The 21,632-nt window shown below is 41.8% G+C and carries 19 protein-coding genes; 10 read left to right on the top strand and 9 right to left on the bottom strand.

Translation table 11 applies throughout. From position 1 onward, the window contains the following. Positions 1-155: 155 nt before the first annotated feature. Positions 156-2,237, bottom strand: a complete 2,082-nt coding sequence (locus CH365_RS18195; protein WP_100769958.1) for a (Fe-S)-binding protein — start codon at positions 2,235-2,237, stop codon at positions 156-158. A gap of 265 nt (positions 2,238-2,502) precedes the next feature. Between CH365_RS18195 and mqnC the strand changes: the two genes are divergently transcribed. Next, a complete protein-coding gene (mqnC, locus tag CH365_RS18190; protein ID WP_100769957.1) occupies positions 2,503-3,603 on the top strand; it encodes a cyclic dehypoxanthinyl futalosine synthase in 1,101 nt (366 codons plus the stop codon). A 93-nt stretch (positions 3,604-3,696) separates the two neighbouring features. Beyond that, a complete protein-coding gene (locus CH365_RS18185; RefSeq protein ID WP_100769956.1) occupies positions 3,697-4,095 on the top strand; it encodes an LIC11299 family lipoprotein in 399 nt (132 codons plus the stop codon). Here the strand turns inward: CH365_RS18185 and CH365_RS18180 are convergent. The 3 genes from CH365_RS18180 to CH365_RS18170 all read right to left on the bottom strand — a co-directional run bounded on the left by CH365_RS18180 (position 4,043) and on the right by CH365_RS18170 (position 7,038). Next, positions 4,043-5,293 carry a GGDEF domain-containing protein gene (locus CH365_RS18180; RefSeq protein ID WP_100769955.1) on the bottom strand — a complete coding sequence of 417 codons (1,251 nt, stop codon included), beginning with the start codon at positions 5,291-5,293 and terminating at the stop codon, positions 4,043-4,045. The two genes, CH365_RS18185 and CH365_RS18180, sit on opposite strands and share 53 nt — an antisense overlap. A 185-nt stretch (positions 5,294-5,478) precedes the next feature. After that, entirely contained in the window at positions 5,479-6,309 is an 831-nt protein-coding gene (locus CH365_RS18175; RefSeq protein ID WP_165782632.1) for a GerMN domain-containing protein, read from the bottom strand. Between the two features lie 57 nt (positions 6,310-6,366). After that, entirely contained in the window at positions 6,367-7,038 is a 672-nt protein-coding gene (locus tag CH365_RS18170) for an HAD family hydrolase (protein WP_100769953.1), read from the bottom strand. Between the two features lie 98 nt (positions 7,039-7,136). Between CH365_RS18170 and CH365_RS18165 the strand changes: the two genes are divergently transcribed. The 3 genes from CH365_RS18165 to CH365_RS18155 are packed head-to-tail and all read left to right on the top strand — an operon-like array spanning position 7,137 to position 10,203. Next, on the top strand, positions 7,137-8,411 hold the full coding sequence (locus tag CH365_RS18165; protein ID WP_100769977.1) for a KamA family radical SAM protein: 1,275 nt from the start codon (positions 7,137-7,139) through the stop codon (positions 8,409-8,411). Next, positions 8,408-9,526: a D-alanine--D-alanine ligase family protein gene (locus CH365_RS18160; RefSeq protein WP_100769952.1), complete on the top strand. Its 1,119-nt coding sequence runs from the start codon at positions 8,408-8,410 to the stop codon at positions 9,524-9,526. Before CH365_RS18165 ends, CH365_RS18160 begins: the two co-directional genes overlap by 4 nt. Beyond that, positions 9,523-10,203 carry an iron-containing redox enzyme family protein gene (locus CH365_RS18155; RefSeq protein ID WP_100769951.1) on the top strand — a complete coding sequence of 227 codons (681 nt, stop codon included), beginning with the start codon at positions 9,523-9,525 and terminating at the stop codon, positions 10,201-10,203. The genes CH365_RS18160 and CH365_RS18155 overlap by 4 nt, the downstream gene beginning before the upstream one ends. On the opposite strand, the gene CH365_RS18150 is transcribed toward CH365_RS18155, so the two are convergent. Genes CH365_RS18150 through bfr form a run of 4 tightly spaced genes read right to left on the bottom strand, consistent with a single transcriptional unit; the run spans position 10,200 to position 14,458 of the window. Continuing rightward, positions 10,200-10,547, bottom strand: a complete 348-nt coding sequence (locus CH365_RS18150) for a DCC1-like thiol-disulfide oxidoreductase family protein (protein ID WP_100769950.1) — start codon at positions 10,545-10,547, stop codon at positions 10,200-10,202. The genes CH365_RS18155 and CH365_RS18150 overlap by 4 nt on opposite strands. Next, entirely contained in the window at positions 10,547-11,725 is a 1,179-nt protein-coding gene (locus tag CH365_RS18145; protein ID WP_100769949.1) for an acetylglutamate kinase, read from the bottom strand. The genes CH365_RS18150 and CH365_RS18145 overlap by 1 nt, the downstream gene beginning before the upstream one ends. Before the next feature lie 18 nt (positions 11,726-11,743). Beyond that, a complete protein-coding gene (locus tag CH365_RS20060; RefSeq protein WP_208861241.1) occupies positions 11,744-13,987 on the bottom strand; it encodes an N-6 DNA methylase in 2,244 nt (747 codons plus the stop codon). Positions 13,988-13,990: 3 nt separating this feature from the next. After that, positions 13,991-14,458: a bacterioferritin gene (gene bfr / locus CH365_RS18135; RefSeq protein ID WP_100711546.1), complete on the bottom strand. Its 468-nt coding sequence runs from the start codon at positions 14,456-14,458 to the stop codon at positions 13,991-13,993. 131 nt (positions 14,459-14,589) lie between these two features. Here bfr and CH365_RS18130 point away from each other — a divergent pair, with 131 nt between their 5' ends. From CH365_RS18130 to CH365_RS18115, 4 genes are all read left to right on the top strand, one after another. Further along, complete coding sequence (locus CH365_RS18130; RefSeq protein ID WP_100769975.1) at positions 14,590-15,714, top strand: thiolase family protein; 1,125 nt, start codon at positions 14,590-14,592, stop codon at positions 15,712-15,714. After that, complete coding sequence (locus CH365_RS18125; protein ID WP_100769948.1) at positions 15,714-16,736, top strand: glycosyltransferase family 9 protein; 1,023 nt, start codon at positions 15,714-15,716, stop codon at positions 16,734-16,736. Before CH365_RS18130 ends, CH365_RS18125 begins: the two co-directional genes overlap by 1 nt. Before the next feature lie 2 nt (positions 16,737-16,738). After that, complete coding sequence (locus CH365_RS18120; RefSeq protein ID WP_100769947.1) at positions 16,739-18,028, top strand: aminopeptidase P N-terminal domain-containing protein; 1,290 nt, start codon at positions 16,739-16,741, stop codon at positions 18,026-18,028. 295 nt (positions 18,029-18,323) lie between these two features. Then, positions 18,324-18,704 (top strand): hypothetical protein, encoded by a 381-nt coding sequence (locus CH365_RS18115; RefSeq protein ID WP_100769946.1) that lies wholly within the window; start codon positions 18,324-18,326, stop codon positions 18,702-18,704. A gap of 399 nt (positions 18,705-19,103) precedes the next feature. Here the strand turns inward: CH365_RS18115 and CH365_RS18110 are convergent, their stop codons facing one another. Then, a complete protein-coding gene (locus tag CH365_RS18110) occupies positions 19,104-20,282 on the bottom strand; it encodes a M20 metallopeptidase family protein (RefSeq protein WP_100769945.1) in 1,179 nt (392 codons plus the stop codon). Positions 20,283-20,409: 127 nt separating this feature from the next. Between CH365_RS18110 and CH365_RS18105 the strand changes: the two genes are divergently transcribed. After that, the gene (locus tag CH365_RS18105) at positions 20,410-21,624 is read left to right on the top strand and encodes a PQQ-dependent sugar dehydrogenase (RefSeq protein ID WP_100769944.1); all 1,215 of its coding nucleotides are present in this window, start codon (positions 20,410-20,412) and stop codon (positions 21,622-21,624) included. The last annotated feature ends 8 nt before the right edge of the window (positions 21,625-21,632 follow it).

The raw sequence follows: 21,632 nt of genomic DNA, 5'->3' as shown, positions 1-21,632 counted from the left end.
CCTGTAATGTGGCGGATATTCCTTCCGTCGTATATAATGTATTTGCACCAGATGATTCAGGGCGGGATGGAAACATTCCGCTATTTTTTTGTCCGGGCATAAAAAAGCCCCGACGTTACCGCCGAGGCTTCCATTCAAAGAAGTTAAACTTCTTCTTATTTCAAGTTTTCCGCGACTAATTCCGCGATATCCTTTACTTTTACTTCTTCGATCTTACCTTCTTGTTTTACCCCGTCTGTGATCATTGTGATACAGAAAGGACAAGCGGTTGCGATCGTAGTCGCGCCGGTATCCAGAAGCTGATTGGATCTCTTGAAGTTGACCCTTTCGCCATGCTCTTCCATCCACATCTGAGCTCCACCTGCACCGCAGCAGAGTCCTTTGGAATGGTGGTCGACTGGTTCTGCAAGTTTTCCACCGGAAACCTTTTTGACCAGGTCTCTTGGGTTCTCGTAGTTGTCGTTATATCTTCCGATATAGCAGGAGTCGTGGTAGGTATACTTTCCAGCATTTGCATCTTCTGCAACACCTACTTCGATTTTTCCGTCTTTAGCAAGTTCGTTGATGAACTCTGAGTGGTGAACCACTTCGAAGTTTCCGCCAAACTGAGGATATTCGTTTTTGATTGTGTTATAGCAGTGAGGACAAGCGGTTACAACTTTTTTCACATTGTATCCGTTCATAGTGTCCACATTGGATTGTGCTAATGTTTGGTAGAGATATTCGTTACCACCTCTACGTGCTGAATCTCCGGAACATCCTTCTTCCGTTCCTAAGATACCGAACTTAACATCAGCCTTCTGCATAATTTTTACAAAAGACTGTGCGATTCTCTTGTTACGATCATCAAAAGCTCCAGCACAACCTACCCAGTATAGAACGTCTACGTTGGAATCTTCTGCCATGGTTTTAACGCCAAGACCTTCTGCCCAATCTGCTCTCGAGTGTGCAGCAACTCCCCAAGGGTTGGAATTGTTTTCCATGTTTACGAATGCACCTTGTAATTCAGCAGGGAAGCTGGACTCAACGAGTACCAAGTGTCTTCTCATTTCCATGATTGCGTTGACTTGGTTGTTTCCAACTGGGCAAGCTTCTACACAAGCGTAACAAGTCGTACATCCCCAAAGTGCTTCTTCGGAAAGACCTTCGTATTTTCCGATCACTGAAGTGTCCAATGCAGCAACTGCATCGGCAGCGCCTTCCGGATTGGTTTCTCTAATGGACACTACCTCAGGCATTTTATCCATAAGCGCGTGTTTTAATTCCACGATGATCGCTTTAGGGTTCAGAACTTTTCCTGTACGGTTTGCAGGACATTGCACTTGGCAACGGCCGCACTCTATACAAGAAAGTCCGTCCAGAAGGTTCGGCCAAGGGAAGTCTTCTGTTCTGGTAACTCCCCAAACTGCAGTCTCGTCTTCCAAATTTAATTTGGAAAGAGCACCCTTAGGAGTATCTGATTGTAAGAAATAATTAAATGGCGCGAAGATTAAGTGCGCGTGTTTGGATGTTGGAACATACAACATGAACGCGAATACGGAAAGAATATGTGTCCACCACATGATTTGGAAAACCAAGTCAGCGGAAGAATATTCTATACCGATCGCTTCCCAAACTGCTCCGATCCCTGCTGCGATTGGAGCCGCATCATGGAATGGGTTTGCGTATTCTGCTCCAACTGCTCTTGCACCTTCTCCCAATAGGGTAGAGAGCATGAGTAGGGAGATCATTCCGATTACGATTGCAGAAGCAGGAGAATGAACATCTAATCCTTTTGCTTTTTGGATCCAGCGTCTCCATGCAAAGAAGCCAAGTCCCACGAGTACCAAAATGGAAACTACTTGGAGGGCTGCTTCGTAATAATGGTTTGCGGTTTCTCCGAATACACTTCCAACCAAGGTGAATTTGTAAGGATCATCCAATGCATATCCAAATACACCGGAGATGAACTGGCTGGTGGTATGCAGTAAGTAAGTGACGAATCCGTAAAATACGAATGCGTGCATAATACCGCGTAATGGTTCTTTAAAGTTCTTTTTTTGTAAGATTACGTTTAATACGAAACTTTTGATCCGGAATTCCCAGTTCTTATGTTCCAGGAAGTTTTCGGTTCCATGAGCCTTTCTAGCATTAAATACAAGATTTAATCTGTAGAGAATGGCACGAACGAACACAACATTTGCTACTATAAACAGAGCCGTGAAGATCACGTGGAAGGCGATTTGAGAAATAGCCATAGTTTTTCAGGTTACCCTTTGTATTTGGATGGTCTTTCATAGCAGCCTAATGACGGGGAAGCGCCCTGTCCAGGAAAAAAGATACTTAGACTCATTGTAGGAGTTCCTACATATAGATTTAAAGTCGGTCCCTAATTCTATTAAATCGTGTACATATTTAACTGCGACTCAATCGCAATAAATGAGAATGCAATTTAAAAAGGACGTGCATTTTTGAAGAAATAGAAAACTTTGAAGAAGTTAAGGAAGAAAACTTTCCATCCAGATGAGCCGAATATTCCCAAACCATTCCACTGATTCCATATTAGAAAAAGCCTTAGACGGAGAACGTATTTCTCCCGCGGAGGCATTGGAGTTATACGAATCTGGAGACCATCTTAAAATTATGGCAACTGCTAGAACCTTGAAAGAGAGAGTTCTGCCAAGCACAACTGCCAGCTATACGATGTTCCGAGTAGTGAACTATACGAACTATTGCAATGTAGAATGTAATTTTTGTTCCTTCATGGACGAGATCGGAAATGGAAAAGGGTACGTTCTTTCCAAAGAAGAAATATTAGAAAAAATGGATTATGCCGTTTCGGAAGGAGCGGACCAAATGTTTTTACAAGGTGGAGTGTATCCGGATCTTCCTTTCGATTATTATCTGGATGTGATCTCTACCGTAAAATCCAAATATCCTGACATGCATATACGTGCATTCTCTCCCGTAGAAATTATCAATTTAGAAAAAATCACAGGCAAATCTTTATTCGAAGTTTTACAAATCCTGAAATCAGTCGGTTTGGATTCAGTTCCTGGAGCGGGTGCAGAAATTTTAACGGACAGAATGAGAAACATCATCTCTCCTAAAAAAGCAACTACTGAAGAATGGGTTCGTGCTATGGAAACCTGTCATGAGGCAGGGCTCCCAGGAAGTGCAAATATTGTTTTCGGTTCCGAAGAAACCAAAGAAGAAGTGATTGAACATCTTACAGTGGTCCGAAATCTCCAAGATAGGACAGGAGGATTTCTTTCTTTCATTCCTTGGACATTCCAACCTCAGACCAAAAGATTTAAAGTAAGAGCAGTTTCTACACAAGAATATCTGAAAGTTCTCGGGATCTGCAGGATCTTCTTAGACAATATTAAACATATTGAAACTTCTGTGATGGTGCTCGGAAAAGGTGTAGGGCAGTTGGCTCTCACCAGCGGTGCGGATGATATTTCTTCCGTGGTGATCGAGGAGAATGTGCTACGTTCCTTCGGATTGAAAACCGAAAAAGAAGCAGTTAAGTTCTTGAAAGAAGGTGGGTTTACTCCTAAAAGAAGAGACCTTCTTTATAATTATGAAAGATACGAAGGAAGAGAACTTTCCGCGGTTTGATCTTTTTCCTGTAAAATTATAATTTTTTTCCAAAAATCCAAGTGACTTAAGTCCGTTAACTTTCCTAAATAGATAGATTCGAACGGGGGAAGAATGAAAAAATCTTTGAGCTCTAAAATACTGCAGTTATCCGCGATCTGTGGATTTCTATTCTTTGTATCGAATTGTTTGGATTCTACTCGGGATCGCATCCATATGGATACCGGAGTCAGTGTCAAAACCTTAGGTCCTCATAAATACCAATTCGTGGCAATTGGAAGAGCCTCCGTTCCTTCCGTAGAAGAGCAGGATCTTTTCAAAATGAAAAAAACTTCCTGCGAAGCCGCAAAACTACAAGTAACCCAAAGATTAGATGAGTTGGAAGCGGACCAAAAGCATAGACAATTCTTCTTGGAACAAAAAGAACAAAAGTATTTTGGCGATGGAGAATACTGCGAACTTACTTATATATACGAACTTCCTCCGGCCAAGAAGCAGAAAGATCAACCGTAGTATTCAGCTTAGTCGCTTCTACTATCGTTACTCTGTTCCTACCGGCGGATTTGGATTTATATAATCCAGAGTCTATGGATTGGTATAAATCGTCGAAAGTAAAATCCTCATCATAGGAAAGAATGGCAGCGCCTATGGATACTGTGATATTCACAGGCTTGTCATTCGTATCTCTAACGGAAAGTGAATGAGATTCCACACCCATACGTAAAGACTCGCATAGAGTTTTTAAACTTTTTGGATCTACTGAATCTAAAAGAACACAAAACTCATCTCCTCCGATACGAGCACAAATATCGGTGGACCTGACTCTAGATTTCATGACTGCGGAAAGAGTTTGGAGAGCCTCGTCTCCGGTCATATGTCCGTACTTATCATTGATTTCTTTTAAATGATCTAAGTCCAAGATCACAAGAGCCATTTGAAATTGATGCCGTCTTGCTCTTTTCTTAAAGATATCGAATTGTTCGATCAAGTATCTGCGATTATAAAGATCGGTAAGATCATCCAGGTTGGAGATCATTCTGATATGTAGATTTTTTGCCTGCAACCTGAGAACAGCACCGGATAATTTTCTTTTATCCCGGTAGTCCATCGTTCTCCAATAGTTCATAATCACATTTCCGAAAGTTCCTACGAAAAGATAGGTGAGAAGGATCGGAATTTCTTTTATGGCTTCAATAGGAGAATCTCCCAAATAGCAAACACCTAAGAACATCAGACAGAACACGAAGTTTGTGGCAACCGCCGTGGTAGTGGTTAACCAAAGAAGAAGGTTCATACTGAGTAAGATTGCGGATGCCTGGTGCAGATAAACATCATAGTGAACCTTATCTAGATACAAGAAGGGAAAGAATGAGATGAGTAATGTAGAAGAAGTCCATACCTTGTAGAACTCCAGTTTTTTAGGGACCCAATCTTTTTTACGTGCATGTCTCCATAAAAACACAAGGGAAAGAACAATCAATGTGATCCTGCTGGATTGAAGAAGAAGTAGAGATTCATCTTCGAAGTCCCGCGAATTAGGCAGGAAATAGGTGATTAAACTGATTACGATACAGAGAGAATAGTGGGCCACCAAGGATTGGCGAATTTCGCTCCAATTGGTCTCTAAAAATCCTTGGGGATATCGATTAAAGAAGATCCGCTTAGATAGTAAGCGAATTCTTCGGTCTATGCCTGGGAACCACTTGAACATATGTTTTCATTTCCGCATGGAAGGTTTTTTGGGAAAAACCTCCATAATAAGACCACGGTTCGCGCATAACGTGTCTCGGGGCAAGAAAGAATCGAACTAAGTCAAAAAAAATCCAGCCAAAAGTTTGTGTCGACTTTGTCAGAAGATTGGAAATCCAAAGGAGCTTATCCCTTTGTGGATATGTTTTAAAGAGTGGCGATCTTTCTTGGATTCTTAGTCAGAACTTCCGGGATAGGAAGTCCCACACCACCCAAAGAGCGAACTTGTTTTCCGTTGATAAACAGCCTGATCCCTCTCAATTCCGAGTTTTCTAAAATGCTATAACAGATCTGATCTACTCTATCTTTTAGAAGTTCAGGACCAGCACCTGCTTCAAAGTCAGGACCCAAATACAATTTTAGTATTCCGTTCTCCACAGAGTATTCTTTAGAGTATTCCATTTTGTTTGGAAGTGCGTTCAAAACACCTTGGGTCTTTTCATCGGGAGAAGGTCCCTTGGTGAGTTCCTTCATGATGAACAGGATTTTATCCCCTTGATCGAATTTTCTTTTCAGCTGAACTAATCTGGAATGGACTTTGTTTCCTCTTCCATAAAATTTCAGAAAGTAAAGTTTGATCTCTCCTGGAGAATGATCCAGGCGTACTTTGGGAGAAGGGCCGGAGGCCATTTCCGGTTTAGGCATTTCCACGATTGGGATAAACATTTCTTCCGGATCGTTTGAATCGGAGGAAACTTCTTCCGAAGAACCTTCTCCATTTTGCATTAACTCTGTTAAAATTTCGTCTTCTGCTTGGTCCATTACCTGTTCATGGGTTTGTTTCCCTTTGTTCTCGGAGGAGGAAGGAGATAATGGATTTGTTTTTCCGATGGTATTAAATCTGGAAAAGAAAGAAGGGGATTCTTGTCCGGGGGAAGAAGTATTCTTATTCCCTATGGATTTATCCAATAAAACTAGAACGAATAGTGTCCCTGTCAGAATATAAAGAAGCGATTTAAGTTTATCCGATTCGGGCACAATACAATTTTCGGCCGATCCGGAAACTGCCTTCTCACTTTTTCCAAGGAAAATAGATTAGAATATTCGATCCAGGTCTTCCAATTGGGCCAGACTCAGTTCCCAATCCGGGATTTCTCCCTCAGGCGCGTGGCCATAGGCACAGAATGCGAATGGACTACCGTTTTTGCGTGCAGCCTCGTGGTCGGAACTTCTGTCCCCGATCATCAAAATTTCGTCCGGAGAAAAAGAATAATCCCTGATATACTTTGCGACTATATCCGGCTTGGTTTTGATCGTGTCGTTGTCCAAGACCAGGATTGGGTCGAATAGGGGAAGGATACCGGAAACTTCCAGGATGGTTTCGACATAGGGCCTTCTGCCATTAGAAGCGGCTAAGATAAGGTATCCTTTATTTTTTAAAGAAGTAACGGTCTCTTTGACCTTAGGGTAGAATTCGCCTTCTCCTTGTCGGATCTTAGACAGCAAAAGTTCCAGGACCGAGTCGGAGATCTGGTCTCTTTCGGATTCTTTAAGTTGGGGGACCAGGTTCAAAAAGATGGTTTTGACCGGTTTTCCGATCTCCAGCATGATCCTTTCTCTGTCAGGGACCTCGATCGGGATCTGAGAGTTGGTCGAAAATCTGCGGATTGCTTCCGCATAGGTTTCTAAAATGATTCCTTCAGAAGAAAATAGGGTTCCGTCCACGTCGAAGGCAAGTGCGCGGACCCGTTTGGGATTCCAATCCATTAGCAAGACAATAGTTTTGGTCCTGGAATTCGAGGCATTCCTTTTTTCCTTCGCTTGATTTTCCCTGCGCTGGCATAAGGATGGGAAAAGAGTTCCGGATGGAGAGATTGGGGAAAAACCGGGGAATAGCGGATCTAGAGTCACCTGCAGATTCTAGAAAGAGTTTATATTCTTCTTTCGTCTGGACGGATTATAAGGCCCAACTCCAAAAAAGGGTACGAGCAGAAGATCTTCCTAAATATTTTCATTTAACCGAATCCGAAAAGATCGGAATCCAAGAAACCATCCGACTGAATGTAGGAACCACTCCTTATTATCTTTCTCTCTCTGATCCGGAAGACCCGAATTGTCCTATCCGAAAGATGATTGTCCCAAGAAAGGAAGAATCCTTCTTCTCTCCGGAAGAAACATTAGATCCTTTGCATGAAGAAGACCTTTCTCCTGTCAAGGGTCTCACTCATATGTATCCGGATAGAGTATTACTTTTTTCGAATCATGAATGTTCAGTGTATTGCAGGCATTGTATGCGGGGAAGAAAGGTTTCCGATTCTTCTGAAAGAATGGAAACTGCGGATTTGGAATTATGTTTTGATTATATTCGCAATCATCCTGAAATTTCGGATGTTGTGATCTCAGGAGGAGATCCTCTTAATCTTTCCGATTCCAAGATAGATTGGATTTTGGAAAATTTAGAAAAAATCCCTCATGTAAAAATTTGCAGATTAGGTACGAGAAATCCAGTCACTCTTCCTATGAGGATTACTTCTGATCTATGTAAAATTATAGAATCCCGTAATACAGATCGTTTATCTATTTTTTGTAATACTCAATTCAATCATGAAAAAGAATGTACTCCCGAGGCCAAAGAGGCTATCCTCAAACTCCTAAAGGCAGGAGTAAGTATAGGAAATCAATCTGTGATCCTAAAAGGGATTAATGATGATGGGGAAACAATGCTTAGGCTCCATCGAAAACTTTTGGAACTTAGGATCAGAGCATATTATATGTATGATCCGGAATTGATCCCTGGTTCTCGCGGTTTTAGAACTCCTCTTGCAAAAGGTATTCAAATTATTGAATATATGCGCGGAAAAGTTGCCGGCATGGGAATTCCGCAGTTTGTGAACGATCTTCCTGGTGGTGGTGGAAAGGTAAGTCTGGGGCCGAATTGGTATCTTGGATTTCATAAACCTTCTCGCAATCATGTGTTCCGATCTGCGGTTCGAGGAACTTACCATTTAAGTCCGGAACCTGTGGACAGTGATTACGAGGAGTTTTATCCTGAGGTTAGCGAGGAAACCTGGTCGAAGCTACTACAGAATTCCTATTCAGCATTCAAGGGCCTTGGTCCCTTAGGAGAATCCGGAAAATGAATTCAGATTCTCCTTCCGTTTTAATTATAGCAGATATCCAAAATCCAAACTTGGATCCAAAGGATACCCAAGAATGGGAAGATCAAAATTCTGTTCAGGAAATCAAACATTGTCTGGAGGAACTAGGGGAGAAGGCGGAGATCATTGAATTTCCGTCGAAGCTACTACAAAAACTATCAGACTATTCTAGTTTGGAACCTGGGGATCGACCTGTTCTATTTCATTTGGTAGAAGGTTTTCGCTCGCGAAACAGAGAAGCCTTACTTCCTGCAATCGCTGAATATTCCGGGTTTCCGCATACTGGGTCTGACTCTTACGCTCAGAATTTGAGTTTGGACAAACATCTTTCTAAATTGTTTTGTGTGTCTGCAGGTGTTCCTACCAGTCCCTGGACGATTTGTGAGAAAGATTCTGTCGAAGTGACTACAAATACGACCCGGAATTTACCGCTGAACGCAGATTCCACGGTATTCAAGGGAGCTCGACTTCCTTTAGAATCAGAATTCCCAGTATTCTTCAAACCCAGGTTCGAAGGTTCAAGCCTTGGAGTGGGAGAAGACAACCTAATTTCTGATCAATCGGCTTTACATCAATTTATCCAATCCAAATTCCAAGAATACTCCTCCTGGATCTGTGAATCTTATTTGCCGGGAGAAGAATGGACACTTGCAGTAATCGGTTCACCCACCTATGGATATAAGGCAAGCCAGGTCGCAAGGATAGGTCTGGAAAATTCTCCAGAAAAATTATACGGGGAAATTACTAAAACAAAACTGAGTATGCCTGAAAAATTATATTTCGATCTGGACAAAGAAAGATCCGAGTATATCCAAAAGAATTCATTAGAATTATGTAAATTACTCAAAACTTCCGGAGCGGTCCGTTTGGATTGGAAAGCAGATTCGGAAGGAAAACCGATGTTTTTGGAATGGAACCTAACTCCGGGTTTATCTTCTTATTATAGCAGTTTTCCGATCTGTTATTCCCAAAGTTTCGGGACCTATTCCGATCTGATGAGAGAATTATTGGAGATCGCGAGAGAAGAATTTTTAACGGAAAGATTTCAGTATTCCAAGCTGAAAATAGAAAAACAAACGAGCGGGATCGACGGATGAAAACGTTTCGAGAGGAATTGATAGACCAGGTTAAATACCATCCTGTATTGACCGCAAATCTATGGTTGGAAGAAAAAGAAGAAAGGATGGAAAAATCGGACCTTCTTCTTTGGTTGAAACAGGAATATTTTGTGTCCGTGGAATTTGTGAACTGGTTCTTAAATACTGCAGCTCTTACAAATTTTGTACCTTCTAAGATCATACTTGTGGAAAATATCTGGGAAGAATTGGGAGAAGGAAAAGAAGAAGACTCACATGTTTCTATCCTTAGAAAATTTCTTTCCGAGATGGGAGAAACTGTAACTGGAGAAGATATACTTCCTGAAACGGGAGCCTATCTGGATCTGATGAAAAAAATTACTACTACCGATTTTTATTCCGCATTAGGCGCACTCGGACCTGCAAATGAATATCTTCTAAAATTGGAATATTCCAGAATGTATAAGTCTTATTCGGATCTAAAATCCAGAATGACCCTTCCGGAAGGAAAATTTTTCCAAGTGAATCTGGAGGCAGACGAATCTCATTCGGAAAAATTATTTAGGCTTATAGAATCCGTGGCGACAGATCCTGAAAAAATGCAAAAAGTAAGAGAAGGATCTAAACTCGCCTTGGATGCACGTTTAGTATTTTATGAAGGTCTAAAGAAGGTAAAATCCCAGGTCTCTTCTCACTAAACCTTAGATCGAATCGATTTTAATAAACTCATAAAGATCATTCCGAGCAACGGAACTAAGGGCAGATAGAGAAGGGGAGAAGCCCATCTCCAACCCTTTAAAGAGTGAGAAAGTTTTCGGACCGCAAAAAAGCCGGGGTATCTCATATTTCCCGAAATAAACTGCACGTTACCCGCTACCAAGTTAGTTTCTAAGCTTGGATGAATTTCTTTTAAATTTTGAGAAGATAGGTCTCTAAAACTTATAAATTTTACGGTTTTATCTAAGGACAATTCAGATAGACGATTGGCAAGGCCGGAGCAAAAACCACAGTCCCCGTCGTACAAAAAAATATTCTTTTCCATCAGGAATCGATCCGTTCTTTAGATTCCAAATCTTCAGGAAGGTTTCTTAAAAAATCGCAGACGGAAGGAATTTCTTTCTCTTGTAATCCGATCCAAAAATAGATCCAGATGCCTTCTTTTTGGAGGCCGCTACATTCTTTCGTATACCATTTGGAGATCGTATTTTCTGCTCTCGCTCTCCAGAAAAGAACTGGGGCCTTTTTTAACATTTCATCCCAGATATCTCTTCCTACACCTTCTCCTCTTGCGATCTCATTCACTGCAAATTTAGATAGAAAGGTGCCCCAGGGAGTGTTTTGTAGAAGTGCGCAACCTTTGTATTCGGATTCGAGGACGATACCTGAAAAATCCTTATTCCAAAACCCTTGTTTTAATTCTCTTCCGAAAGAATCTTCGATCAGTCCATTTAGTCTTTTAGGATCTAAATTTTGGAAATCAGTATGGAATTCTATTCTATTCTTTTTTCTTAATAGAGTTCCACTACCTTTGATGGTGAATAATTCTTTTAATAAACCTGGAGCAGAAGTGATAGCGATCTGAAGATTTGGATCTCCAGTATATTCGAAAATCTTTTTGCATTCATTGAATAGGGACTCATCTTCCTTTTGTAAGGTTTCAGAAGATTCGAAATCCAAGATCGAAATTTTTTTATCCACGGAATTATGAAGTCCGCTTCTTGTTGTAAGAAGGATTAACTTTTTGGTTCTAAGTTCTTTGCATAAATTAGAAAGATAAGGATAAATTTCAGATCCGCCCTGGTCTGTTACAAATACCGGGATCTTTTTCTCTTTTAAAGATGAAAGAACTGATTCTAATGCTTGGCTTGGATTTCTGAACCATTTTGCCGGAAGGTTTCTGGAACCGGGAAGTTCTTGTCCTTCTTCCAATGAGTCTTTGATGGATTCCAAACTGATCTTAGAAGCGGGGGAACGATAGAATAGATTTGCGTAAGAGACTCCGTCTTTCTCCAGAACGACTACAGGGAATAGTTGTAACTTTTGTAATAATTTTAGATTGTATAAGAATGCTTCCGCGGACTCGGTCAAAGTCTCGGAACTTGCATGAATGACCGCAAATTTTTCGGGCTCCAAGGACCGGAAGAGTTTCAGGAACTGAAAACTGTCCTTGGAGTTTTCTGTGACTTCTAAAAGTTTGAGTAGGATCTCCTGGTGATTCATCTCTCCCGGGAGTCTGGTTTAGTCGATCCGATAGGCAACTAATTTTCCTTTTAACTTAGCGATGGTGACCGATTGTTCCTTGTCGGCTTTCAGTTTTAGGAAGCCTAAAAGGGAAGGATCTCCTGCTACCATTGCAACATAGGAACCTGAAAAATTCTTTTTCAAGGACTCTCCCCACCTAGAATAGAGTTCGGAAACGGATTCTTTATCCCCCAAACGAACTCCGTATGGCGGATTGGTCACGATTTTTCCCTCTTTGAAGCCAAGGCTGGAATCTTGTTCTTCTGCGGAGGCTACATTCCAGTGGATTAGGTCTGCAACTCCTGCTTCTTTCGCGTTTTTCTTCGCTAGGTCGATCGCGTCTTCCGAGATATCGGAACCGAAGAGTAGGATCTCCTTGGAGTTCCATTCTTCTTTTGCTTTGCAAGGTCCAAAAAGTCTCGTGAAGATAGAAGATCTGGATAAACTTTTATAATTCACCCAACCACCGTTTCTCATTCTGAGCGCAGCCTCTATCAATAGAGTTCCGGAACCGCAGAATGGATCGTATAATGCCTCTCCCGGTTTCCAACCTGAAAAACGTAGAAGTGCTTGGGCCAAGGTTTCTCTGAGCGGAGCTTCTCCACCTTCTCTCCCATGACCTCTTCTTTGTAAAGGTTGTGCATGTAATGCTAAGAATAATTTTACCTGATTCATTCTGGAACGAAGGTAGAATAAAACCTCAGGTTCTTCACGATCCGCTTCCGGCAGTTCTAGGCCTTGTGCTCTGAATCTGTCGAAGATCGCGTCCTTTAATCGGTAGGTCGCATAACGTGAATCTTGAAGATTATCTTTAGTGGCAGCGTCTATTCTGAACTTTGTCTTAGGAGAAAGAAGTTTCTCGAAAGGGAACATTGCAGCGACTTCATATAGATCGTCCGGTCCATGAATATCGGACCAAGAAGATAATTCGAAACTGATCCCGGAAGAAATCCCGGAACTCAAACAGAAGTCTCTGACCTTTTTAGAAGGTCCCTGGAAGAAAACTCCTCCTCTATTATCGGAGAGAATTTCTAAACCTGCGTCTTTGACCTCTTCTTTTAATAAGAATGCAAGACCATCTCCGCATGACGCGTGATAGGTGAGTGCTTCCGGTCGATCGAATTCGGAAAGGGAAAGTTTTGCGGATTGCCAGCCAGCACGGATGCCTTCTCTGTAATTATCTTCTTCGTAAGAATGGGTTCCACGGTCAGGACGAAATCCTTCTTTTCCTCGAGGAGAAAATGGACGTCTGTCCCCACGATCGGAGTCACGAGAATATGGTTTTCTGTCCCCACGATCTGAGTCACGAGAGTATGGCTTTCTTTCTCCACGATCTGAATCACGGGAGTATGGTTTTCTTTCTCCACGATCCGAATTACGAGCGAATGGTTTGCGCTCCCCGCGGTTTGAATTTTCGCCGTAAGAACTTCTACCTTCTCCTCTTGTGTTTTGAGAAAATGGTTTTCTCTCTCCACGGTCTGAATCACGGGAGTATGGTTTTCTCTCTCCACGGTCTGAATCACGGGAGTATGGTTTTCTTTCTCCACGATCTGAATCGCGAGCGAATGGTTTACGCTCTCCTCTGTCAGAGTCACGGGAGAACGGTTTTCTCTCTCCACGATCTGAGTCACGTGAGAACGGTTTTCTTTCTCCACGATCTGAGTTACCGGAAAATGGTTTTCTTTCCCCACGATCCGAATTACGAGTGAATGGTTTGCGCTCCCCGCGGTTTGAATTTTCACCGTAGGAACTTCTACCTTCTCCTCTGGTATTTTGAGAATATGGTTTTCTCTCTCCGCGATCTGAATCACGGGAATATGGTTTACGCTCTCCTCTGTCAGAGTCACGCGAGAACGGTTTTCTTTCTCCGCGATCTGAATTACGGGAGAACGGTTTACGATCTCCACGGTCGGAATCTTTTTCGCGATAAGGTTTTCTGTCATCGTCTGAAAATTTACGATTCCCTGAGCGGGCAGGAGGCTTTCTATCATTGCCGGAACGAAAAGGTTTAGGTCCTCTTTCTTTTTTGAAATCGGAGGATTCTCTATCTTCTCTTTTTTTATAAGGTCTTTCTGAATCGCCTTTTTCTTTAGAGCGATATGGTTTACGATCGGAATCTTTATCGGAGCCCGAGGTTTTGGAGCGAGTCGGTTTTGAGAAAGAAGAACCTGATTTAGCAGGCCCCTTCTTACCGAAACCGGAAGAAGGGGATTTTTTAGGGGATGGTTTTTTGGAATTCAATGCTTAGGCAATTTGTTGGGCCAAATAATTTTGGACCCCAATGGTTTTGATGATCTCTAGCTGGGCCTCGAGCCAGTCGATATGCTCCTCCTCGGAGACGAGGATCTTCTCGAGCAATTCACGGGTGCCGTTATCTTTGTTTTTAGTGGTAATTTCTATCCCACGATTCAAACGTTCTACGGCATTATATTCTACGTCTAAATCATTCTTTAGGATACTTTCGATATCCTTGCCTACATTGATCTTCATGTATCTTTGCAGATCAGGAATTCCGTCCAGGAAGAGGATACGCTCGATCACTTGGTCTGCGTGATTCATCTCTTCGATGGATTCCTTCTTCATGTAAGAAGCAAGTTTGTCGTAACCCCAGTTTTTGTTCAACTTTGCGTGGATGAAATACTGGTTGATCGCTGTGAGTTCGGCGGAGAGCACTTCCGCTAAGATTTCGAGGACTTCTTGGTTTCCTTTCACGTCGTTTCTCCTACCTCAGATCACTATAAACGAGAGTGCCTATTTTGAAAAGCGAGATTCGAAAAAAGGCAGAGTTGGTTCTTAAGTTTTTGACTTTGCTCGGAATCAGGAACGGGAAAATTTGTAGGAATATGACCTCGGCCTATGTGCTTGACTCACATTTAAGTAAATTTGGCAAGACTGATTCCGACTATCAATCGCTATCGTATGAGACTGCGAATCACTTACTTAAAAAGAACCCAGGCTTTCTTCCTGAATTTCTAATTTTTGCATGTATGGCCCCGGAACGTTATACTGGAGAAATTTTTTTACCGGCAAAGATCAAAGAAGATCTGGGACTTTCTTCCTTATTCGCGATCCGTTCAGAGACTGCTTCTTCCAGTGGGGCTTCTGCTTTGCATCTGGCCCGTTATCTTCTTCTATCAGGAAAATTTAAAAGAGGGATCGTGATCGGAACAGAGGTCATGAGTAGGCTTCCGAGAGAAGAGAATAATCTACTCTTAGGTTCTGTACTTTCTTCCCAGCAAAGAAACCTGGCTATGTCCATGGCACAGGGCGGGGCATTGACCGCTACCAGGTATTTAAGGGATTTTGGATATACTAGAAAGGAACTTTTTAAGTTATCTAAAAAGTTACACGATAACGGTCTCGAAAATAAGATTGCACATATTCAAAAAAACTTAAGCGAAGAGGAATACTTCTCCTCTCCTATGTTTTCCAGTCCATTATGTTTATATGATATTTCTCCTTTGTCAGACGGTTCCTGTGCTATTTTGTTGGAAACGGATCCGGCAAGATTGAAGAAGGACCGCAAAAAAATTTCGATCACCGGTACGGGGCACGGTTTAGGCCAAGTGAACGGAGTTCCCGGCGGCCTAAGTTTTACTGCATCCAAATCCGCTTTCGAGCAGGCCTATGCGGAATCGGGTAAAAAATCTTCCGATATTCGGGTTGCGGAACTTCATGATGCATTTACGATTTTTGAGATCATTGCAGCTGAAGATGCAGGTTTATTTCCTCAAGGAAAGGCACTTGCAAATGTTGCAGAAGGGATTACCGACAAAAGAGGAAAACTTCCTATCAATCCTTCAGGAGGATTAAAAACAAGAGGCCACCCAGTGGGAGTTTCCGGCTTGGCGCAGATCGCTGAGCTTTGCGAATTTATGAACGGGAATGATTCTGACACTGGCTTAAGTTTATCCATCGGAGGATTGGGTGTGAATAATTTTGCCACCATCCTAGAGGCGAAAAGATAATGTCTGAAAATATTTTAGTTATCCAAACCGCATTTCTGGGAGACTTGATCTTAACTACTCCGTTATTTAGGGAGATCAAGAGAAGGTTTCCCGGTTCTAAAATGACAGTGATCGTGAATAAAGGAACCGAATCCGTTTTGGAAGCAAATCCTTGGATAGATGAGATCATTCCTTTGGATAAAAAACAGATCAAATCTTCCTTTTTCGGTTTTTGGAATTTTTGTAAAGAATTAAGAAAACATAATTTTACAATTTGTATTTCTCCTCATTTTTCATTTCGTTCTTCCATTATTTCTTTTTTGAGCGGTGCTAAAAGGAGAATTGGTTATAAAACCGCAGGATTTTCTTTTTTACTGAATGAAAGAAAACCACGACTCTTAAGAGGACCCCACGAGGTAGACAAACTTCTTTCTTTGATTTATTCGGAAGAAGAAAGAAAAAATATTTCCAGACAACCTGAACTTTTTTGGAAGCCTGAGTCTGTTACCGGTATCCAATCAGAAATGAAAAAGAACGGTTTGGAAAAAGGAAATTATATCCTAGTCTCTCCTTCTTCTGTTTGGGAAACAAAACGTTTGCCTGCAGATAAATTTAAGACGGTCAGTAAACTTCTGCATGAAAGAACAGGACTTAAGATCGTTCTAACTGGAGGAAAAGGGGACTCTAAACTTTGTGAAGAAGTAGGAGAAGGTTTCGGGATCAACCTTGCGGGTAAGACTAGTCTTCCCGAGATGAGCTATTTGATGAGTGGGGCTGCACTTCTTGTGACAAATGACTCTTCTCCCATTCATTTTGCTTCCGCATTTAATATTCCTACTCTGGCTGCTTTTGGCGCTACGATCCCTGCATTCGGTTATACTCCATTGGCGAGTCGGGTTTTTATATCCGAGGTGAACGGTCTAGACTGTCGTCCTTGTGGGATCCACGGGGGAAGGGTCTGTCCTAAAAAACATTTTCGTTGTATGTTGGAACAGGATACGGGCAGAATGGTGGAAGAAGGAATTCGTCTAATAAAAGGATAATTATGGACCAAAATATTTTTAGAAAACGGATCCGAAACGTTCAGAATCTTTTAAAAGAGTCGGAAGTCCTTTTCATCTTTGCTGCTCCTCAAAAAATCCGTAATAGAGATGTGGAGTATAAGTTCCGACAAGATTCGGATTATTATTATCTGACTGGAATTGAGGAAGAAGACGGTGTTTTGGTTTTACGTAGGGACTTCTCCTCTCATTTTGCACTTCCTAAAGATAAAGAAAAAGAAATTTGGACTGGCATTCGTCTAGGTAAAGAAGAAATCAAAAAAAGATTGGAGCTGGATCAAAGTTTTGATCTTGGAGAATGGGATTCTAAAATTTCGGATATTCTTACCAATCAATTTACTTTATATCATTTTTTTGGGAAGGATTCCAAAAGAGATTCAGAGTTACTCGAACTTATCAGCTCTTTGAATAGAAGGTTGAGAGAAGGTAAATTTGGTCCTCAAAGATGGGAGATCCCTAACTTTCTACATGAAATGAGAATGTTCAAATCTCCGGAAGAGATCGAAAAATTAAAAGAGTCTTCTAGGATCACTGCTCTCGGTCACGAAAGATTATTCAGAGAGACCAAGGTGGGAATGTACGAATTCGAATTAGAGTCCATTCTGGAATCTGAATATTTGAAACATGGAGCCTGGGGTGGAGGATACGGCCATATAGTCGCTGCGGGAAAAAATGCCACCATTCTTCATTATACCACTAATCGTGCAAAGATCGGCGATAATGAACTTATCTTAGTGGATAGCGGAGCGGAGAAGGATTATTATACGGCAGACGTTACTCGCGTTTTCCCATCCGGAAAAAAATTCACTTCGGAACAAAGAACAATTTACCAATTAGTTTTGGATGTGCAGAAACAAGCAATCTTGGACACGAAACAAGGTGTGGAATTTAATGCAGTCCATGAGAAGACTGTCGAAAATTTGACTTCAGGATTGATCGATCTTGGATTGTTAAAGGGAAATCTTTTCGAGCTGATAGAGAAGGGTGAATACCGCAGATTTTATATGCATAGGACAGGTCATTATCTGGGAATGGATGTGCATGATGTGGGTCGCTATTTTGAGAATGGGAAAAGTAAACCTATGCAGAACGGGCTCGTGGTAACCGTGGAACCTGGTCTTTATTTTGATCCTGCGGATGAAACTATTCCTGTAGGTTTTAGAGGGATCGGAGTTAGAATAGAAGATGATGTGTTGGTAAATGGAGACAATCCTGTCGTTCTAACATCTATGATAGCGAAAGAAGTGGATGAGATCGAGGCAATGAGGGCTTAATATCTTTTCCATTATATTCCCGATTTTGAACCATAGCGCGTATGTTTGAATTCCAACATCTTTATAATATTCTGCGGAATATTGATTCTACTCTTACCATAATTTGCTGATAGTGCCGCAGGTTTTCTCCTTGGCCGCGGTCCCAGATTCTTGTTTACGTCTCCAAAGTTTTCGTCTTAGCCTCCGATTTGTATCTAAGACGAACTAAATTCAAAAATTTTAATGTTATCTCGATTTTTCATTTGATGATATTCATTCTATATTATGGATTCGATCTCAATGTCCGGGAGCGAATATGGAAGAAGTTTTTAGAAAACAAATTTTAGAGAATAGGGGAATGATTCAGGTAGATTGGAGAATTCCCTTGGAAATGGAATCGATTTGGCGAGATGCAATTCTTTATTTGGGAGAGCCGAAGGAGATCCTACGAGTTGTAATTTTTTCCTTTAAAGAAAGAAGGCAAAAAGGTAAAATCCCTAAATTAGATTTTGAAAAGGTAAAAAGTAGCCATTCCAGAAAAAGGATTAGAGTTTATGGCTCAGATTATTGGGAAGCAATGGGTTACGCCAAGGAAAGAGGTGTTTCGACTAGTAGTTTTTTAAATTCACTTTTAAGAATCGAGTGGATCTTGAGTTCCGGGTTTAAAAAGGAAAAGCCTCTCCCCTGGGGAGCCTGATGTCTGAGTAAGAATGGCGATTCGTTGTAGAAGTTCTTACATGCCGAATGCACGTGAGATGTTGGAACTCCTACATCGACTGCGAGTGAAAATTGAGATTGAATTTTTTGGGTTTTTGGTGTATAGGGAATTTGCTTCTCCCACAAGCCCACCTCCTCCACCCGAACTTGGGTGGGGGCCGGTTTTATAATTTCACTTTCGATCCAGCGTATCATATCGATCGAGGGTCCGACTCGTTTGACTTTCGTCACCGACTCAGCAAGGCTGGTCGTCTTCTCGCTCCCTAAGGGTCGCTGTGAAGGGGTGGGGGCCGGTTTTATGAATTCACTTTCGATCAGCCTATCATATCGATTTCAGGAGGACCCTCACTCCCGTGTAGGAACTTCTACGCGGGCAACCTCAGTGAGTTTCTAGATAAAGTCGAATCGCTTCCTTCATCACAGACAAACCTATCGGAAGAGAGGTCTCGTCTATATCAAATTTGGAACTATGGTGTGGATGTGTTAGTCCTTTCTCTTCATTCATGGAACCTACAAAGAAATAACATCCAGGGACCTTCATTAAAAATGCAGAGAAATCTTCTCCGCCCATGGTCTTTGCATGTTCTTCGGTGACCGAATTCTGGCCCAAAATATTATCAGATGCTTTTCGGACGATATTTGCCATTTCAGGATGATTGATCGTTGGAGCATTCGTTCTTTCGTAGCGAATGATTGCCTTTGCGCCAAAAGCAGAAGCGGTATTTTCAACGACTCTTTTGAATAACTCGGGCGCCTTATCGAACATTTCTTTAGTGAATGTGCGGATCGTACCTTTTAGTTCTGCAGTTTCTGAAATTACGTTGAATGCATGTCCTGCATGGAATGCACCCACCGTAACTACGCAAGAATCAAGCGGGTCGGTATTCCTAGAAACGATACTTTGAAGAGCCGTAACTATATGAGAACCTACTAATATAGGATCCACCGTATGTTGAGGCATTGCCCCATGACCGCTAATCCCTTGAACGGTGATCTGGAATTCGTCTACAGCGGCCATCATTGGGCCGTCTACGACACCTATTTTCCCTACAGGGATATGGTTCCATACATGAAGGGCCAATGCGGCAGAAACATCGTATTTTTCTAATATTCCTTCCTCTATCATTTTGTCTGCGCCTTGTCCGCCTTCTTCCGCGGGTTGGAATACCAACAGGACTCTTCCTTTTGGAATGATTGCGCTCGGATTTTCTTTTAGTTCGGAAGCAAGTCCCATTAAAACGGAAGTGTGAGCGTCATGACCGCATGCGTGCATGACGCCTTCGTGAATAGAAGTATAATCCGTCTTATTCTCTTCGAAGATAGGAAGGGCATCCATATCCGCTCTTACCAAAAGAGTTTTGCCCGGCTTTCCGGAATCTACCAAACAAGCAATTCCTGTTTTCGCGATCCCGGCTTGGAAAGTATAACCTAAGGATTGAAGATGTTTGGAGACGAAATCCGCTGTCCCAACCTCTTCGTATCTAAGCTCGGGATGTTTGTGAATGAATCTGCGGTATCGGACCATTTCTTCGGTCCTTGTGGGGGAGATTGTTTTCATGATTTGCTCTAGGATGATTTACTCCGAAATCGGTTTTTAGTCCTTTCTTTTTTTATTTTTTCGGAAGGAGAGAAGCTTAGGCTTTAAGCTTGTTTTTTACCCGAAAAGGATCGTAAATTAAACAGAGATGGAACCGGTTCCGAAAATCCAGAAGATCTATGTTTATACCATCTTCTTTCTTTGTACATTCTTTGTAGAATGCCAAAAGCCGAGTGGAGCGAGTTTCCCATTTCTTCCGTTATTGTCTGGATGTAGCGAAGATAGAAATCCTCCTTGTTTGAAGCTGACTGAAATTGCTTCCGGATTCGATGCTCCATTATTTCTTGTTTCTCCGTCAGGAGATACGAGTCGGATTTTTGTTTTGGAGCAAGGGGGGAAGGTCCGCTTGATCAAAGACGGCATTCTTCTTTCTTCTCCTTTTTTGGATTTGGGGTCGGCCGGTCTGGATATAATTTCCTTCTCCGGAGAAAGAGGTTTACTCGGCCTTGCATTCCATCCCAATTATAATTCGAACGGAAGATTTTGGGTGAATTATACTCGCAAGGCGGATGGGGATACGGTGGTAGCGGAATACTCTAGATCTTCCTCTGATCCTGATCTCGCGTCAGGTTCAGGTTCCGTATTATTTACGGTAGAACAACCATTCAGTAATCATAATGGAGGTATGATGACTTTCGATGCCGGGGGTTATCTTCTCGTTGGAATGGGAGATGGAGGAGGGGCAGGAGATCCGAATAATGAGGCTCAGAATTTAGAATCTCCTTTAGGAAAAATTTTAAGAATAGATATAGATAATTATCCGACTCCTCCTCCAGGAAATCGGCCGGCAACTGGATTCGAAAATCCTCATATATGGGACTGGGGACTTCGGAACCCTTGGAGATTCAGTTTAGATCGGGGGACAGGAGACCTATACATTGCGGATGTGGGACAAAACAATTTCGAGGAATTAAATATAGAACCGGCAAACACAGGGAATATTAATTACGGATGGAGGTTTACCGAAGGAAATCATTGTTACGATCCTGTTCTCGGATGTAATACTTCAGGGATCAGTTTTCCCAAATTAGAATATAATCATTTTACAGGAAGTTCTATCACTGGCGGCTATGTGTATAGAGGGTTAAACTTTCCCGAATTGAATGGAAGATATTTTTACGGTGACTTTATTGCAAAAAGGATATGGTCTATTCTTTGGGATGGAACAAAAGTAAGCGAACGTATAGAACATACTTCCGAAATGGGATTTTCTTCCAATGTATCTTCCTTTGGAGAAGATACAAATGGAGAGATCTACATAGTAGATTACGGAGGAAAAATTTTCAGAATAGAAACTAGATAAAACTTTCC

The sequence above is a fragment of the Leptospira neocaledonica genome (genome assembly GCF_002812205.1).
In the GTDB taxonomy this organism is placed as follows: Bacteria; Spirochaetota; Leptospiria; order Leptospirales; family Leptospiraceae; genus Leptospira_B; species Leptospira_B neocaledonica.
This window is presented reverse-complemented; position numbering and strand designations above follow the sequence as displayed.

What these genes read in the sequence shown, in the direction of transcription:
- CH365_RS18185 (WP_100769956.1), top strand. Translation starts at nt 3,697, where the DNA reads ATGAAAAAATCTTTGAGCTCTAAAATACTGCAGTTATCCGCGATCTGT.
- CH365_RS18165 (WP_100769977.1), top strand. Translation starts at nt 7,137, where the DNA reads ATGGAGAGATTGGGGAAAAACCGGGGAATAGCGGATCTAGAGTCACCT.
- CH365_RS18125 (WP_100769948.1), top strand. Translation starts at nt 15,714, where the DNA reads ATGTCTGAAAATATTTTAGTTATCCAAACCGCATTTCTGGGAGACTTG.
- CH365_RS18180 (WP_100769955.1), bottom strand. Translation starts at nt 5,293, where the DNA reads ATGTTCAAGTGGTTCCCAGGCATAGACCGAAGAATTCGCTTACTATCT.
- CH365_RS18150 (WP_100769950.1), bottom strand. Translation starts at nt 10,547, where the DNA reads ATGGAAAAGAATATTTTTTTGTACGACGGGGACTGTGGTTTTTGCTCC.
- CH365_RS18120 (WP_100769947.1), top strand. Translation starts at nt 16,739, where the DNA reads ATGGACCAAAATATTTTTAGAAAACGGATCCGAAACGTTCAGAATCTT.
- mqnC (WP_100769957.1), top strand. Translation starts at nt 2,503, where the DNA reads ATGAGCCGAATATTCCCAAACCATTCCACTGATTCCATATTAGAAAAA.
- CH365_RS18170 (WP_100769953.1), bottom strand. Translation starts at nt 7,038, where the DNA reads ATGGATTGGAATCCCAAACGGGTCCGCGCACTTGCCTTCGACGTGGAC.
- CH365_RS18115 (WP_100769946.1), top strand. Translation starts at nt 18,324, where the DNA reads ATGGAAGAAGTTTTTAGAAAACAAATTTTAGAGAATAGGGGAATGATT.
- CH365_RS18195 (WP_100769958.1), bottom strand. Translation starts at nt 2,237, where the DNA reads ATGGCTATTTCTCAAATCGCCTTCCACGTGATCTTCACGGCTCTGTTT.
- CH365_RS18110 (WP_100769945.1), bottom strand. Translation starts at nt 20,282, where the DNA reads ATGAAAACAATCTCCCCCACAAGGACCGAAGAAATGGTCCGATACCGC.
- CH365_RS18155 (WP_100769951.1), top strand. Translation starts at nt 9,523, where the DNA reads ATGAAAACGTTTCGAGAGGAATTGATAGACCAGGTTAAATACCATCCT.
- CH365_RS18130 (WP_100769975.1), top strand. Translation starts at nt 14,590, where the DNA reads ATGACCTCGGCCTATGTGCTTGACTCACATTTAAGTAAATTTGGCAAG.
- CH365_RS18160 (WP_100769952.1), top strand. Translation starts at nt 8,408, where the DNA reads ATGAATTCAGATTCTCCTTCCGTTTTAATTATAGCAGATATCCAAAAT.
- CH365_RS18145 (WP_100769949.1), bottom strand. Translation starts at nt 11,725, where the DNA reads ATGAATCACCAGGAGATCCTACTCAAACTTTTAGAAGTCACAGAAAAC.
- CH365_RS18105 (WP_100769944.1), top strand. Translation starts at nt 20,410, where the DNA reads ATGGAACCGGTTCCGAAAATCCAGAAGATCTATGTTTATACCATCTTC.